The sequence below is a fragment of the Mesorhizobium sp. YR577 genome (assembly GCF_900116595.1).
Classification (GTDB): domain Bacteria; phylum Pseudomonadota; class Alphaproteobacteria; order Rhizobiales; family Rhizobiaceae; genus Mesorhizobium_M.
Genome location: NZ_FPBI01000015.1, coordinates 18,569 through 34,340 on the forward strand (window position 1 = coordinate 18,569; position 15,772 = coordinate 34,340).

General features: G+C 58.3%; 7 protein-coding genes. 6 read left to right on the plus strand and 1 reads right to left on the minus strand.

The window, feature by feature from the left end:
• Window positions 1-624: 624 nt before the first annotated feature.
• From BM413_RS21080 to BM413_RS21095, 4 genes are all read left to right on the plus strand, one after another.
• The gene (locus BM413_RS21080) at window positions 625-5,154 is read left to right on the plus strand and encodes an nSTAND1 domain-containing NTPase (RefSeq protein WP_091916642.1); all 4,530 of its coding nucleotides are present in this window, start codon (window positions 625-627) and stop codon (window positions 5,152-5,154) included.
• Window positions 5,155-5,321: 167 nt separating this feature from the next.
• Window positions 5,322-10,598: a hypothetical protein gene (locus tag BM413_RS21085; RefSeq protein WP_139238625.1), complete on the plus strand. Its 5,277-nt coding sequence runs from the start codon at window positions 5,322-5,324 to the stop codon at window positions 10,596-10,598.
• Between the two features lie 359 nt (window positions 10,599-10,957).
• Window positions 10,958-12,247: a phosphoribosyltransferase-like protein gene (locus BM413_RS21090; protein ID WP_091916646.1), complete on the plus strand. Its 1,290-nt coding sequence runs from the start codon at window positions 10,958-10,960 to the stop codon at window positions 12,245-12,247.
• 161 nt (window positions 12,248-12,408) lie between these two features.
• Entirely contained in the window at window positions 12,409-13,545 is a 1,137-nt protein-coding gene (locus BM413_RS21095; RefSeq protein WP_091916648.1) for a reverse transcriptase family protein, read from the plus strand.
• Between the two features lie 436 nt (window positions 13,546-13,981).
• Here BM413_RS21095 and BM413_RS21105 read toward each other — a convergent pair whose 3' ends face one another.
• Window positions 13,982-14,257: a helix-turn-helix domain-containing protein gene (locus tag BM413_RS21105; protein ID WP_091916652.1), complete on the minus strand. Its 276-nt coding sequence runs from the start codon at window positions 14,255-14,257 to the stop codon at window positions 13,982-13,984.
• 120 nt (window positions 14,258-14,377) lie between these two features.
• On the opposite strand from BM413_RS21105, the gene BM413_RS21110 reads away from it, so the two are divergent.
• Together BM413_RS21110 and BM413_RS33195 are read left to right on the plus strand one after the other, a co-directional pair.
• Window positions 14,378-15,058, plus strand: a complete 681-nt coding sequence (locus BM413_RS21110) for a hypothetical protein (protein WP_091916654.1) — start codon at window positions 14,378-14,380, stop codon at window positions 15,056-15,058.
• 519 nt (window positions 15,059-15,577) lie between these two features.
• Window positions 15,578-15,718, plus strand: coding sequence for a hypothetical protein (locus tag BM413_RS33195; protein ID WP_175544387.1), 141 nt, complete (start codon window positions 15,578-15,580; stop codon window positions 15,716-15,718).
• Window positions 15,719-15,772 lie beyond the last annotated feature (54 nt).

The following is a 15,772-nucleotide window of genomic DNA, read 5'->3' on the forward strand; positions in this document are numbered from 1 at the left end:
ATCCGCGCGCGCGGTGAGCGTCCCCTGGCGGGCCGCGAAACGGGGAATGTCCGCTATTTCTTGCCTGCTGCCGTCCTTCGGGAATGAGAGCGCCAGATTGCTTGGACAGCCCTGTTTACGAACCTGATGAAGAGCATGCGACGGCCAAAGTGCCGATCGCGAAGGAACGCATGGTTCCCGCCTGGAATGCAAATCGTTGTCACGGTTGTGACACGCATTCTGTTCAAGCAGTGCAAGGACGTGGAAATGGATGAAAACCGAGAGGTCGCAGAAAAGCGTAGGAACGGATTGACTTTAGATGCCCGATTAGGAAGGCAAGATAAAAGCGCCATGTCCACCGTCGCACAAGTCCTTGACTTGGCTTGGTTTTTGGCGTGCCGGTCGGTCGGGAGCAGTGCCGCTGCTTGCGTTTTGCCCAATGATTACAAGGCTGTTTCCGGCACTGCGCCCGATCTGGCCTGTTAAAGGGCGCGGCGATGAGCGAACGCGACGGCGATTTCGACGTCCGGGCAAGGATCAAGAGCACCCGCGCGGGCCAGCCGCGAGTGAGCCAGGAGCGGTCATCGGAGTGCGCAGATCGAGGGACCCGTGGCAAGTGAGAGGTGAATAAGCTAAGCAATCACTATGCTTGGTGGTGGATTCGCTGACAAAAAGGGGAATGAATACGAGGCCCGGTGGACTCTCGTTGAAGCCCTGCGCGTATTGCGCGGCATGGCGGAGGAAATCCGCTGGGAACCATTCAACGAAGAGGCCGATGGGTTCGAGTTCCGGATCACCGGAAACGGTCTCAACGAGTGGCATCAATGCAAGCGCCAAGCGTCGCATGGGTCATGGACCATCACGGGCCTGACCAACGCAGGCGTCCTCAAAGCCTTCGCCGGTAAGCTGGCTGATCCAAACACTATCTGCGTCTTCGTTTCGTCCGATCCTGCCCCCGATTTCGAGAAACTGATCGAGAAGGCAAATGCGGCAGAAACGGTAGAGGACTTCTATGGTCCCGGCGGTGTCGGCAAGGGCGACAGGAAGGCAATTGAGGACCTGAACAAGGTCTGGTCAGATGATAAAGCGAAGCGGCTTGATTGGCTCAAGCGCTGCCGCGTGGAAGTCACGTCGGAAACCATGCTGTTTCGTCGACTCGAAGAGGTCTGCGGTCTGCTGTTCCGCACACCGCCGGTAGAAGTGATCGATCGTATGATCCGGCTTCTTAGTGCCAATCTGGGCAAGCGGTTTACGCGCATCGAAATGACAGATGCCGTCGCGTCCCTCGGCATCGAATGGCTGGCCCACTTCGATGGAGGGTTGGAAGGGCGCATCGTATCGGCGACGGACGAATATCTCGGCTCTCTTATGACAACGATTGCCGGGATTGAGATCGAGACCGACGATATTAGGAATGCCGTTCAAACGGCCCTGGAGGATGCGCGACCCATAACCGTACTGGCGGGCAGCGCCGGCAGCGGGAAGAGTGTCGTTCTTTCGCATGTCATTGCTGAAGCGCGCAGTCGCGGCTGGCCAGTTCTCGCCTTTCGGATCGATCGCTATCTGGAGGTGCAGTCCCTGCCGGACCTGGGTCGGATTCTCCTAGAGGCCGAAGAAAGTCCCGTCAGTGCTTTCGGCAACCGGACGATCGTGCGGCCGTCACTACTCGTGATTGACCAGATAGACGCCGTCAGCGAGGCATCCGGTCGGTCGCCGCGCATGCGCGACCTATTTTTCCGTATGGTCAACCAAGCCGCACACTTTCCCAACATGCGCGTCGTAGCGGCATGCCGGTCGTATGACCTAGATGGCGACAGCCGGCTGGAGATGCTGTCGAAGGCGGCCCAGGTCACCTCAATCACACTCAACCCGCTGGACTGGAAGGATGCGGTGCAGCCGGCTCTGAACCGCCTCGGGCTTGAGAAGCGAACCTTTACCGAGCGGGAACAGCAACTGCTGTCAGTTCCTATCAACCTTCAACTCTTTGCAAGCGTCATGCTCGCTGGGGACGCGCCCGCTGGCGAACTGTCTAGCGTCAGGCTGTTCGATATGCTGCTTGAAATTCGCGGACGGCAAATTCGGACGGCTGGCTATAGCTGGACGCCGGAGGCGGCGCTTGGCGCAATCGCTCGGAGCATGAGTGACAACCAACATCTGACGGCGCCGGTAGTGGTGTTGGATACGTTCAGCGGCGCTATCGATGTCCTGTGTTCGCATGGATTGATCACGGCCATTCGGGACAAGTTGCAATTCGCTCACGAATCCTATTTCGACCACGTATTCTCCCGCCATTTTATCTCTATAGGGCAGTCCGTCCACGCGCTGCTTACAAGTAACGAGCAGCGCCTTTTCCGCAGAACCCAGGTCCGGCAGATTTTCTCCCGCCTCAGGGACATTGGCGAGCGGCGATACCTTCCCAATCTGCGGGCAGTGATGGAGTCAGGCGACGTCCGATACCTCGTCAAAGACGCAATTGCCTACTGGCTGAGCGAGGTGGAGGGGCCAACGGCGGATGAGCGGCTGTTAGTCGAGTCGTGGTTTGCGCCCGGCCATCTACTGGAACGGTCGGCGAGGGTTGTTTTCAATGGATCATATTGGCTACTCACGCTTCTTGAGGGTGGGACAATAAAGCAGTGGGTGTCGGAAGGCGGCGATCGAAAGGAGTTCGCCTTTTGGCTGCTGAACAAGGCCGCAGTGAAACACAGCGCTCGGGTAGCTGCATTCATGCGTTGCTGGTGGTCGGCTGCGCCTGACGCCAGAGCCGGCGAGCTGAAAGCTTGGTTTGAGCGACTCTATCCGGATGGGCCCATCGGTTCGCTCGAAGCGCTTTACGGCGACGTCATTGCGAAGTTGCCCGATACGGAAATTAAGCCGGCATTGGAAGACAATTTCGAACTCGGTTCATGGGTCCAAAAGAGTCCGTCACTCGCGGCCCACATCCTGGGGCTATGGCTTCGGCGATGGATGGTGGCCTTCCCGGCCGATCATCCCTTCGGTCAATCCAAGCATAATAGTGACTATTGGATTCAAGAATTGGTGAAGGCGCAGCCGGGTGCTTTGCTCGAAGCAATGTTGGAACCTTTCGCTGAGGCGCTTCGTCGGGAACAAGTCGCGCTTGCTTCCGGGGACATGACCTATCCAACCCTGCGGCCGCCACACTACGAACATGACCAGCAATATCAGCGGTGCTTGCTGGGCGCACTGGAAGCCGTTGCCGGCAATGAGCCGGGCAAAGCTGAAGAATTCTTGCGCCTGCTTGGAACGGGATCGGATGTCGCGATGTTCGCGCAGCTTCACGCGATCGCCGCCAATGGTGCCGGATTAAAGCACTTGCTCATCCCGCTCTTGTCATACAAGCGCATTTTCAAAGTGGGGGATAGCGACAGCGACTGGATACCGTTCGCTAAAGCAGCGGCGGCAGCCATGCCCTTCCTCCCCGAGGCAGACCGAACGCACGTCGAGGAGGCCGTACTGGCATATCGTCCTGAGTATGAGTGGGCGAGGGAGTATCTATGTCGAGACAAAGCGGGCGAACTTGTCTTGCTGGCGAACGATACCGCTGAATATGTTCGCTATCAGCTAAAGCTGAGCGGTCGCGACGAAAGGGCCATTCTGCGAACTATTGGCCCGGATCACCTAAGCGAACGCGCCAGGCGTCGACTGGCCGAACTAGATCGAAAATTCGCTGGTGCGCCTTTGCCGGAAGCCTATGGAATCCGGGGCGGATGGGTCAGGTCGCCGATTCCGTCGGAGAAAGCGGCATTCATGTCAGATACGCAGTGGCTGAGGGCTATTGCAAAATATGACGGCAGCGAGCGACACGTTTACGAGCCAGACGGCGTAATTGGCGGCAGGCGCCAGCTTGCGTCGGTGCTTCAGGAAAGAACCAAGGAAGAGCCGATACGGTTTGTGGAGCTGCTTGAGCGCCTGCCGCTCACAGCAAGTCCGAACTACGCGGAAGCGGTGATCAGCGGTCTGCGTGAAAGTGAGGTCGAGGCTTCTCTTGTGGTGCGCGCAATTAAGGCGGCGCTATGCTGGCCTGTTCGCGAATATGATCGCATCATCAGCTGGACAATCCAAAAGCATCCCGAGGCAGCGGCGGATCCAGATGTATTGGAATTTCTGCTGAAAAGCGCCGAATACGGAGAAGCCTCGGATACCACCGTCACCACGACATCGCCCAAGGCCAAGGAAAAGCTTAGCGCAAGAGAACTTCTGGAGCGGAATGACGATCTCGTCTTCAGCGGGATCAATGGTGAGAGAGGGGCTGCCTACGAGGCGCTGGCGTCCGTGCTGTGGAAAGATGAAACAGCTCTTCGTGCTATCCTGGATCTTCTGGAGCGCCGGACGCGCCACGAACCGCTGGCGTCGGTTCGGATTTGCATGGTTCATCTCATCAATTCGGTCGGCAAATATGAGCCGGACAAGGCCGTCGATCTGTTCCAGCGTGTTGTTGGCACGGACTTCAGGATTTTGCGGGGTTACGCGGCAGAGCATGTGTTGGACTGGTTGGTATTCAGGCGATCGGATATCGTCGCCGGGTTTATCGATGGCATGCTGAAGTCTGAACGGACGGGGATCAGGGCCTATGGGCATTTCCTGGAGTCGCTGCTGGCGCTGATTGAAGACGAGCGCAACGACGAATTCGTCGCTGGCTTCAAGGATAATCCGGTGCGACGGCAGATGGCGGCCTTGCGTGCGTCCGGCAATGCGGCGTCCGGTCGTTATGGGAGCCGCGCGCTCAGTTGGCTTCAGCAACTGATTCAGGACGAAGATTCGCTTGTTCGCGCCGATACAATGCATATTGCTTGGGAAAAGCTGCTCGATGATGGGAACGGCCACACGGCCTTTATCCGGACCTATATCGCTTCGCCGACATTCAGTGACGATTCCGACTCTCTAATGCGCGCGCTCGAGAAGCGGGCCAGCCAGTTCCCAGACCTCACCTTCGTGGCTGTAGAGCGCGTGCTGGAACTTGCTGATGGATGGACGGCGGATGCCCGTCGCGGGCATTTTTCTACGTTGCATCATCTGAGCCGTGTCCTGATCGAACTATACCGGGCCGTTGAGGTGGAGAGTACGCAGGAAAAGAAAATTCTCAATCTCTTCGACCAATACCTGGCCCGCGATCTTTTCGACGTGCGTGGCGAAATTGGTCGTTATGAGAGGCATTAGCAGTCGACTGTCTATAGTTAAGATCATTGTAACGCTCAGATCATGTCTACCTCGATGGTATGTGATGAGCCTCACTCCAACCGACGATCAAAGGGCAATAAGATCCACTATCGACTGCCACAATGATTTATGAGTATCGCATTTGTTTTGTTGCGCTAAGGAGTTGCATGAAGTCTAAAACACCTCGGAAAGGTAGGGCTACCAGCCAGGCAACCACACGGCAAACGGCTGGTCCGGGATTTACTTTCGAAGATCTTATTGCTGCATGGTTGGTAACCAAGCTTCTAGCTGGTGAAGCGTTGCCCGCTGTCGGGAGCGCGGGTAACAAAATTCAATCGCAGAGTGACGCACTGCTATGGCAGATCGACGATCTGCTGGTGACGGCTGAAGCCGACGGCAGCCACCTTGCCCTTTCATGCAAGAGCAACATGCAGGTCACCGCCAACGGTCTCCCGCCTGATTTCGTTCAACGCGCTTGGACGCAATGGCGGGCCTCTGACGGCCCGATGCGGCAAGCGACGGACATGCTTGCGCTTGTGACGCGCGGGCGCCACGCGAAGTTCGCTCCACCGTGGAGCGATATCGTGATATGGTGTTCGGGTGCCGATCCGGCGCTTGCCATCGCCCGTATCCGGAAAACCCAAACCCACACACGCATTTTCGAAAGCATCCAGGCGCCCGGCGGCACCCGCATGGCAACCGACGCTGAGACCGTCGAACTGATCCAGCATCTTGCCGTCATCCCGCTCGACTTCCAGCTCGACCAATCCACGTCCCTCGAAGAGGCCATCGGCCGATGCCGGATGTTGCTGCAGAGCGGCGATCGAACAGAAGCACAGCGGGTTTGGGTTGATCTGGTTCAAATGGCCACCGATACCCGCGTCGGCTCGGGCACGCTGGCGCTGCACACGATCTGGGAAAATCTCCGCGCGAAATACCGTCTCAAGGATCAGCCGAGTTTCGCGGGATCATGGAGCGCTCTTGAGGCCTTAACGTTGGACTACAAAGCCCGGATCGAAACCGCGCTTCCTTCAGGTGTTGTCATCGACCGAACTGAAGACCAAGCCAACCTTGCCGAACTACTCCGTGATCAATCGATTATCCCGGTGCTCGGCGAATCCGGCAGCGGGAAATCCGCGCTCGTGAAGGGAACGTTGGACGCATTGTTCCCCTCGGAAAAACAAGTATGGCTCGGCCCGGACCAGGTTGATGCCGCGACCAGTGAGCTCGATCGAACGCGGCTCCAACTCGCATATCCTTTGCACGAGATTCTTCTGGCAAGCGTCAGCCCGCGCAACGTGCTGGTGATCGATGCAGCGGAGAAACTTGATGCCGACGCGCTCGCGCGGATCAAGCTGCTCGTTCAACGCCTGGTCCCGCCTGCCGCTCCGGAAGGCGACCGGTCATGGCGCATCGTGATCGTCAGTCAGCCCGAAGGATGGCGTGATCGCCTCCAGCCGTTGATTGGCGTGGCGGTACAGCGCCCGCTCGCCGTCGGCGCACTTGATGTCGAAGATATAAAAACAGCGCTTCGTGCAAGCGGCGACCTTCGTTGGCTGGCCGGTCGGGACGAAACGGTGGCCGCCCTTACCAACCTCCGGACCTTGGGCTGGGTTGTTCAGGCGTCGGCTCTGTTTCAGGCAGGAAGCCCGGAACTGACGTCGCCTGCGGCTGTTGCCGATCGTATTTGGGCATTTTGGACGCAGGATCAACCAGCTTCCCAAGGCTTACTTGTTCGGTTGGCGGAACGCGAAGCGGAGTTCGTGCGGAGCTTTGCGCTCAGCGAACTGGATGCCACGGACACCCTGATCTTCCAGAACAAGCCGCTACATTTTCCGATGCGGAAAAACACTCGCAACCGGATCGAATTCGACCACGATCTTGTAGCGGACTGGGCGCGTTTTCAGCGGCTCAAGGAAATTGCGGATGATGTCGATCAATGGGCTGCGCTGGCCAACAATCCGCTGTGGGGCGGCGCGCTGCGCTTGTTCGGGCAATTCCTGCTGCGCGCGCGCGCCGGCAATGTAAGTGAATGGGATCAGGCGTTGGCGGTTCTGGAAGCGAAAGGCGCCACGCCGGCTGCGGATATCCTGCTCGATGCTCTATGCCTTGATCCGCAGGCCGACCGGTTTCTGGAGGAACGCGCCGGACTGCTGTTCGCCAGTAACGGCGAACGGCTGAACCGCTTGCTCCGCCGCTTCCTACACGTCGCCACGGTTCCAAGCGCACGCGAAGCGTCGCAAAGCGTCGATCGTGCTCTTGCACTCTATTTGGAGGACAAATACCGCACGCCGATCATCGGGCTGTGGCCCGCGATGGCGAATTTTCTCCACAAGCACCTCCAGCAAGTCGCAGAACTTGTCTCGCCAACGATAGCAGATGTCTGTGCGGCATGGCTGACTGCAACCCCGCTGGGGCTGCACAGCGATGTTCCACTGCCTTTCCGAAAGGAATTCGCCGAACTCGCGTTGGCTACCGCCAGAGCGCAGCAGGTCGATCAAGGCAAGGGCACGATCTACATCGGCGATGGCGAGCGCCCGATCTATGCGGGCGTCTTTGCCGGAGGCTGGGACCTTCCAGACGACGTGGCGATCTGGGCCTTGGAAATGGCGCGTCGCCGGCCCCAGGACGCCGAGGTCACGAAAAAGATCGCTGCGGCCAAGTCTAAGGCGGCGGCGGACCATGCTGAGCGGATGAAGACCGATCCAGACTATCGCGCTCGTCAGAAAGAGGTGGAACAGCAGCGGCGATCCAGCGGTCCGATGAGCTTTTTCACATCCCGTGAGCTGCCGCCGTGGCCGATGGGGCCAAAGGGCCGTATCGAGAATGATTTTCGCCACACCGTCCTCCACACGCCGGCGCTGACGCCGCTGATGAATCTACGGCCCGAACTGGCTGCGGAGATTATGCTTGCCGCCCTCATCGAGAGCAGTCCGCGCGAGGAAGATTCCGATCGACTCCGTTTCGAAAAGGTCGGGCTGGAATATGACGCCGAAAGTTATCCGACTGCCTTCTGGAAAAGTCAGTTTTTAGCCTTCTTGCAAATCGACCCTGACATGGCGCTGACGATCCTCGTGCGATTGGTGAATTTCGCCACGGAACGGTGGGCACATACTTGGAAAGCCAGCCGCCGGAGCCTGCCCCAGACAGCCCTTGCGATGCTCGACGGTACAAAGGCGTCCTATTGCGGCGACTGGATGGTTTTTGACTGGACCCACGGAGAATCGAGCGCGACCGGACAGCTTCACTGTGCCTTGAACGCGCTGGAACGGTGGCTGACCTTGCAAGTAGACAAGGGAACGGACATCGCCCCTTATCTGGAGCGGCTATTGAAGGAGGGCAACTCGCTTGCCTTCGTCGGATTGCTTGTGAACGTCGGAAAGTACCGGAGCACCTTGTTTTCGGGTGTGCTGATGCCGCTGCTAAGCGGCGAGGATGTGTATCTGCTCGACGCGAACCGAGTCAGGAACGACCGGTTTTTCAACGCATTTGCATGGTTCCGCGCGGGCGAAGGCATTTTCAATGCGGCGCGGGAATGGGCGGCAGCGCCTTATCGGCGACAGAACTTGTTGGAGATTGTCGGCCAGCTCATTCCGAGAGACAAAAATGTTGCCGCTTTCCTCAAAACGGCAATGGCCACCTGGCAGAGGCCCGAAGCGCCGAAGGAAGCCGTCGAGTTCGACATTCTTTGCGCGCAGCTTGACGAGGCAAATCACCGAATCGAGTTTGATCCGGATACTGGCTTGGAAACGGTTGCGTTCGATTTTCCCGAAACGATCAAGGCAGAGGTGATCGCGTTCCAGGCGGCGAACGCGCCCAAATTGCAAAGTCTGACGCTCTCATATCGCTGCGAGGAGATTCTCGAGGCGCGCGGCGAACTGGCGGACACTGACGCCGAATTCCTGGCCAATGTGTTGGCCGCTCCACAGCTTGACGATGAGCCAGGTGACGAGGGGCGCCAGGCGCTAAACCGGTTGGCGGCGGCCGCCACGCTGCTTGTCTGTGGCGGCGCGTGGCTTGCGCCTCGGCCCGATGCGCAAGAAGCAGCCAAGGCCCAACTGCGTGCCACGGCCGACGGTGCTGCAACCGACCAAGAGTCAATGCGGCGGCAGCGTATCAGGTTCGACGAGCGTCTGAAGTTCGCGGCGCACGGGGTCTTTCATCTGTGGCTCGGTGGCGGCAGCGAAGAAACCGAGTGGGAACGGGCACTGCTTTGCATCCTGACGAGCAGCCACGGGAATGCGGCTGGCGCACTGGGTTTCCTTGCCCATCGCCACCGAACAGAGCTTGGTGCGCGGTGGTGGCGCCTGCTGCAACTTGGCACGCTGTGGTCCGCCCTCTCGATGTTCGGACCGGATTATGATGATCCGCCTGAAGTCGCTGCGCACTGGCAACGCTGGCTGAAGTGGCTGCGTAGTCGCAGGTTATCCAGCACGCGAGCCGACGAATCCTGCATCGATCCGCTCGGCATGTGGCAACGATCCAAACCGCTTGAACGGGCGCGCCGGCGTCGCCAGATGGCTAGCGAAGATAAAGCCTGGCTGCGAGCTATGTCCGATGAAACGGCCTCGCACGGCCTCGATACGGTATTCCTCGCCGGCTTCTACGGTTGGCTGGTCGCCGAGGACTTTCGTCCGGAAGGAGAGGAGCTCGAAATCGGCCGCATAGTGATTTTGTCGCTCTGGGCCTATGAGGCGACCTTCTGTTCGGAGCATCGCGACGAGCGCGACGAATATCGCCTCCCGGATCAATTCGGATACCACATCATCGGCAAGCTCGCTTTCTATGCGGCGCATGTCCCGGCGGAGCGTGCGCCGGAGATTTGGCGTGGGGTCCTTGGCCTTGGTCCGGCTGCGCGCCACCTTATCGAGCATTTTGTCGGTGCCTGGTTCATCGAACTTAATCGCGGATGTGATGCGGCTGCATTTTGCGCCCGTTGGCGCGATATGATCGAATTCGCCTTGAGCGCCGGCTGGCTTGAGGGCGGCCATTGGTTCGATGAACAGCGGCTATTCCTGCGGTTGCTCGGATTTGGCTCTGAGGCTTTCCTGACCAATTTACCCGATGCCGCACGGACGGTGCTTGCCATGCGCGACCTCTACCGGCGCTGGGCGGAAGCCAACCTTAAGATTGACGAGGAAAACGTCGCTGCGTTCGCCCGTTTTCTGGCCTCGAATCCCGGCGCGGAATTACGTATCGACGGCGTGAAATGGCTGTCCGCATCGTTTGCCGACGCAAGCCGCAAACAATATTGGCGGGACCAGGGAGGGACGGGTAATGCGCTTGTCAATCTCCTTGACATCGTGCTGCATGAAAATGCCTCCGCGTTCAAGCAGGAACAGGAAGCACGGGACGCACTGCTGGCACTGGCATCCTATCTCGTGGCAAGGCAGGTCCCTGCAGCACTTTCGCTCCAAGAGCGCATCAAGCGACTCAGACGGTAGCGCTCGATAGTCGTGCAACCGCAAGTGCATTCTGGTGACTTCGATTCACTGTGCCGTCGGAATGTTCCAACGTCGTAGAGCGGCCCTAACATTTCTGCCAGACTTGATATGTCTGCATTCAGCGATCGAGAAGTCGGATCTCAATTGCCGAGATGAAGGCGCTTAGACGACAGGCAGCTTTGGGGCCGACTGCTGACTGTCCGATTTCGGGCTATCGCCAAGGGATAGCTGTCGTTGCGCTACCGACCTCAATCTGATCATCCTGGCTGATTTCGTCTTAACTTGAAGGCCGTCTTCCTTCACCATCCCCAAGCGTATAGTGCTGGGACATTGGGGCTGAGCAAAAGCGGGAGATTTTATTGAAGCGGGTGGCAAAGCTCTCCGAGACCGCCGCTGGTCAATCATGGCTGGCGCAGTTCAAGGTAGGAGCTGACCAAGCAGCCGCCGCGGCGATGTTGAACGCCATGGTGCTGTTGGATCACGAAGAAGTTGCCGCCGCACAGAGGGCCGGATTGGCCTCGATGACAGCTAGGCCATCCGACCGACCTTTCATCAAGAGTCGGATCGGCCTTTACGCCGAGCGAGAATTCGCCGAAGGACGCATATTTACAGAGGAATGGGTCGTCGGTCGTCACGGAAAGCGAACGGAACGCTCCACCGGCCCCGTTCGCGTTGCGCCAGTCGCACCTCGTCGGGGGTCAAGTCGGGTTGGCAGCGAAGGCCCTACGGCAAACGTCATCGGTCAGATCATCAAGAGTCGGCCTAGGACTTTCACCAACCATCCTGGTCCTGAAATCATCAGAACTACAGGGGTGGGAGTTATCTGTATTGTGACCGACTTCATTGGGTCCGGCACACGCATTAACAAGATGTTGGACCTTTTCTGGAAATCGCCCTCAGTCCGCTCGTGGTGGCATTTGGGGTGGATGAAATTCGCTGTCGTGACCGCCTGTGGCACACGGCGTGGGATCGAGGAAGTCAAACGGCATCTGGTCAAACCGGAAGTGAAATCGGAAGTCACCGTGCCATCGGTCAGTGACTTCGAAGCCGATCTTGTTGCTCGGTGGGCCGAAATCATGACGCGCTATGGACCTCCTGATGCGGCCGGTGTGGATAAGAGCGGCTATAAGGGCAGCGCTGCCCTGGTTGCTTTTACCTATGGGCTACCGAATAACACACCAACGATCATTCATGGCTCAGGTGGTGGATGGCAGCCCTTATACCGAGGCTCAATTCCGTCGGACAGCAAGCGGGCCTTTCATCCGCTCACGGAAGACGAGCGGGCGCAGAACGCCATCGAACGTGCTGGGCTGGGACTCGACGTATCGATGGGAACCGACTTGGCAGTAATGCTTTTGATTTTGTCTCAGATCCGTGGGAAGTGGCGAGATGGAGCAGAGGAAGAGATCGGCGAGCGAACGGGGCTCGCTCCGAGTCAAGTACGCGGCGCGATAACCCAGGCTCAAGCCAGGACCTTGATCGCAAGTGACGGTCACCTGACCGAAGCAGGACAGACTGCGATTCAGACTCTTCGGAAACCTTGGAGGCGTCCGGATATTCCCACCGAAGAAAATCCGTACTATCCATGGCAGTTGAGAGACCCAAGGGTGTCATCTAGCAACCGCCGCCTCATGAGGCGGCCAAGGTGACCCGCTTTAGGGTGGGTTGCCTTGGCGGCAGGGTTTCCTGTCGCCGTAGATGGAGCTGTCGAATACTGGTATCCTACCCAGCGCGTCAGTCGCGAGCGACACATTCGGCAAGCGTCGAAATGAACCCGCCGGGCAGGACACCCCACCGGGGTGTAAGGTAGATGATGCACCCTTGGGACTCTCAAACCTTTGCTGAAGGCGCCAAGAACGCTGGGCGATCAGACGCAACAATCGCCAATGCGCTGGCCGCTGCTGACAGCATTAAAAAGACCAATGTCAATTTGCCGGTAATCCTGTCGTTAGGGCACCTCGCGCATCTTTCGGACGTGGGCTTGCCTGTGCTGCGGAATTATGTCGAACGATCTGACGATCCGTACCGCGTTTTCCAGGTCAAAAAGAACCATGTGGGCAACGCGCCGCGAAAGCACCGCACGATCTGTGTTCCAGAGCCCAGCCTGATGCGCGTACAGCGTTGGATAGCTCAGAACGTCCTTAATGCGGAAAAGCCTCACCCCCGTAGCTACGCATTTGCACCGTGCCGCAGCTTGGTCCAGGCAGCCGAACGTCATGCAGGCTGTCGCTGGCTCATAAAAATGGATTTGCAAGATTTTTTCGAGTCGATTGATGAGCGCCGAGTCTACCTTGTCTTTCGCTCGATGGGGTACGGCGCACTTCTTTCCTTTGAAATGGGACGACTGTGCACTCGATTGCGAGGCTCTTACTCTGCCGAGCCTCAAGATGCTGCCACGCTGTCGACGGGTTACAAGTTTCGACAGCCTGGTTTCCTCCCCCAAGGAGCGCCGACCAGCCCTATGCTGGCTAATCTTGTTGTCCGAGCCTTAGACCGAAGACTCGAAGCCCTCGGTTTGAAATATGGCTGGGTCTACTCTCGTTACGCCGACGATCTAGCCTTCTCAACGAAGGACATTACCGGACGCGGCGCCGCGATTGCCTTGGTAAAGCAGGTCGAACGCGAAGTGCGCGATTTCGGCTTACGAGAGAACCCAGCGAAGACCAGTATCACTCCACCTGGACACCGAAAGGTGTTGCTTGGTCTTTTGGTTGATCAGGATCAACCCCGGCTCACTAAGAAGTTTCGGAACAACGTGGAGACACATCTGTTCGCGCTGGGTCACCCGAAAGTGGGAGCTACGGCTCATTGCGCCGCTAGAGGTTTCCGGTCAGTGACAGGTTTGAGACGCCATCTGGCTGGACTAGTAGCTTTTGCGCATGCTGTCGATAAGCCATACGCAGCTGGCCTATATGCGGACTTCAATAAACTGGACTGGTCTCGGTAGAGAAGAACATAGATCAAAAGGCGTGAAGCGGAAGGCGCGCCAATCAAGCTGCTAGGTTATGAAACTTCCGAATAAAGGCCTCTTGGAGAGGGACACTGGTCGTTAAGGCTAGGCCATAGTCGGCAATGTATTGCTCGATCAGCGTCTGGAAGCTGTCGCGGTAAACGATCTTTTTCTTGCAATCGACAGCAACCCCGCCCGAACTCCAGATAATCAAGCGGTCCTTCGTCCTAGCTTCGTGCAATAGTGCACAGCGCACATTGCTGTAAAAGTCCTCGGCATCAATCTTTGAAAAGAGCTTATCGAACGGTGCAGTCTGAACCAGGAACTCGACGAAGAGGTCGCGGCTTCCGCTGTACTCGTAAGGTCCCTAGGGATTTTTGTGTCGATAGTTTTTGCCTGCGCGGATCGCTGCACTTTTCTCCTTTGACGTACGCTACTTGCGTGTCGAAGAGCGTGAGAGGCGCACACCTAGCCCGCCACCGTTCTCCGGAATGAACTCGATCCCGGCAGTTTGCAGCGCCGCGCATATCTTCGCTCGCGTACGCGACGACACGATCGGCACGTTTTCGCCATCGCTTTCACATCTTTTTAAGGTCGGAATCGAAACACCCGATCGACTGGCCAACTCTTCTTGCGAAAACCCGAGGAGCGCGCGAGCAGCTCTCATTTGACTGGCTGTGATTAAATCGTCTTGATCTCTTTGGATCATTTCTTTATGATCTTTTCGTATCAAATGCGTCACTCGGCCCAACGTCGAGAACGGCCAGATGCGGTGTTAGCGCACCGCACCTAGCCTGACCATAACCAAAGCTTTAGAGGAGCTCGGATCATGGCTGATTCCGACCATAGCATGAGTTTTGCCTGCGTCACCCGCCGGATGGCGCTTGGTGGCGCGGTTGTTGCTGCAACCGGCTGGACGCTTGGCGGGAACGCGCGGGCTCGAATCCTTGCGATCCCGGACGGCGCACCCATTCCAACGCCCGACCCGGCGCTGGTGCTCTGGCAAGAGTGGCAGGCGGCGCACGAGTTAGCGGAGCGGCTTCACCTCAGGCAGCAGGAACTGGAAGTGGAACTTGCCGAGCGTGTGGATTGTCTGTGCACGGTCATCAATCTTCCCGATGGCGAGGGCGTGACGATCTGCTCGAAGGCAGCACTCGACCGGGTTATCGGCGACCGGACCGATATGGCAGCCATTCGCGCCCGAGCGGAAGCAGATTTGGCAGAACGGCAGGCGCGCTGGGATGCCGCCGACAGGGAGATTGGCTATTCGGTTGCGCTCAAGGCCGAGCGGGAGGCTGAGGAACAGGAGGAGAATTTGCTCAAAGCGTTGGCGGCTACGTCCGCCACCTCGCTTGCGGGCGTGGCGGGCAAGCTCGATGCGGTGATACGTCGAGACGAGGCCTGGGAAGATTATTCAAAGCATCCCTGGCCGCAAATCCGCTCGGCCCGCGACGATCTGGTGCGGCTCGGGCGGCAGATGGCGCCGGGATTGTTGTTTCCGGGGGCATGAAGGGGCAGCAGGAGGTTCGGCGTGCCCGCACTTCGCGTTGGAGACACCTCTTTCCCGGCTGGAGCCTACTCCGTGCCTGCGTCGGCAGACGGCGTTCCTGCCAAAAGGTTCCGCCCGACGTTTCCGTGTAAGGAAGTCCGGGCGGGGCAGCCGGTCAAGGCCCCGCTTGTTGTGGGAGCAGCCTTGACCGGCTTTTGCGGGCAACAGCTTGTGCTTCCTGGAAAGATTTTAAGAATGCCGGTTTCGTGGAATCGGCAGAGCCGGCCAAGGCCCCGCCGTCTGGGCTAGTGGTCTTGGCCGGCTTTTTGCGGCGCAGCACTCGCTGGAGACAGGTCCGGACCGGAACGAGTAACTCTCTACGGGGTCATGGAAGCGGACCTCCAATGCTCCCGCCGCATACGACAAATCGCCGTAGCCAAGTCTTTCTCCGCCACGGTACGACGATTGCATTTTGGCCCTTCCGGCGCGCGAGTTCGCCCGGCTTCATGTTCGCTTCGACGAATGGAAGCGAGCATCGCAATGGCAGAAAACAAGACGCAGGCCGACCACGAGCAGCACGGCAAACACGATGGCCTGATCACTGGGAGACAAAAACAAAAGGCGCGGCTGATCGGCGAGCAAATGGCACGGAATGAGCAGGTGCGCCGTGGGTATCAATGATATCGCCGCGCCTCTACTGACACCGGAGAAAGCGGCTCAGTTCCTAGGCGTTGG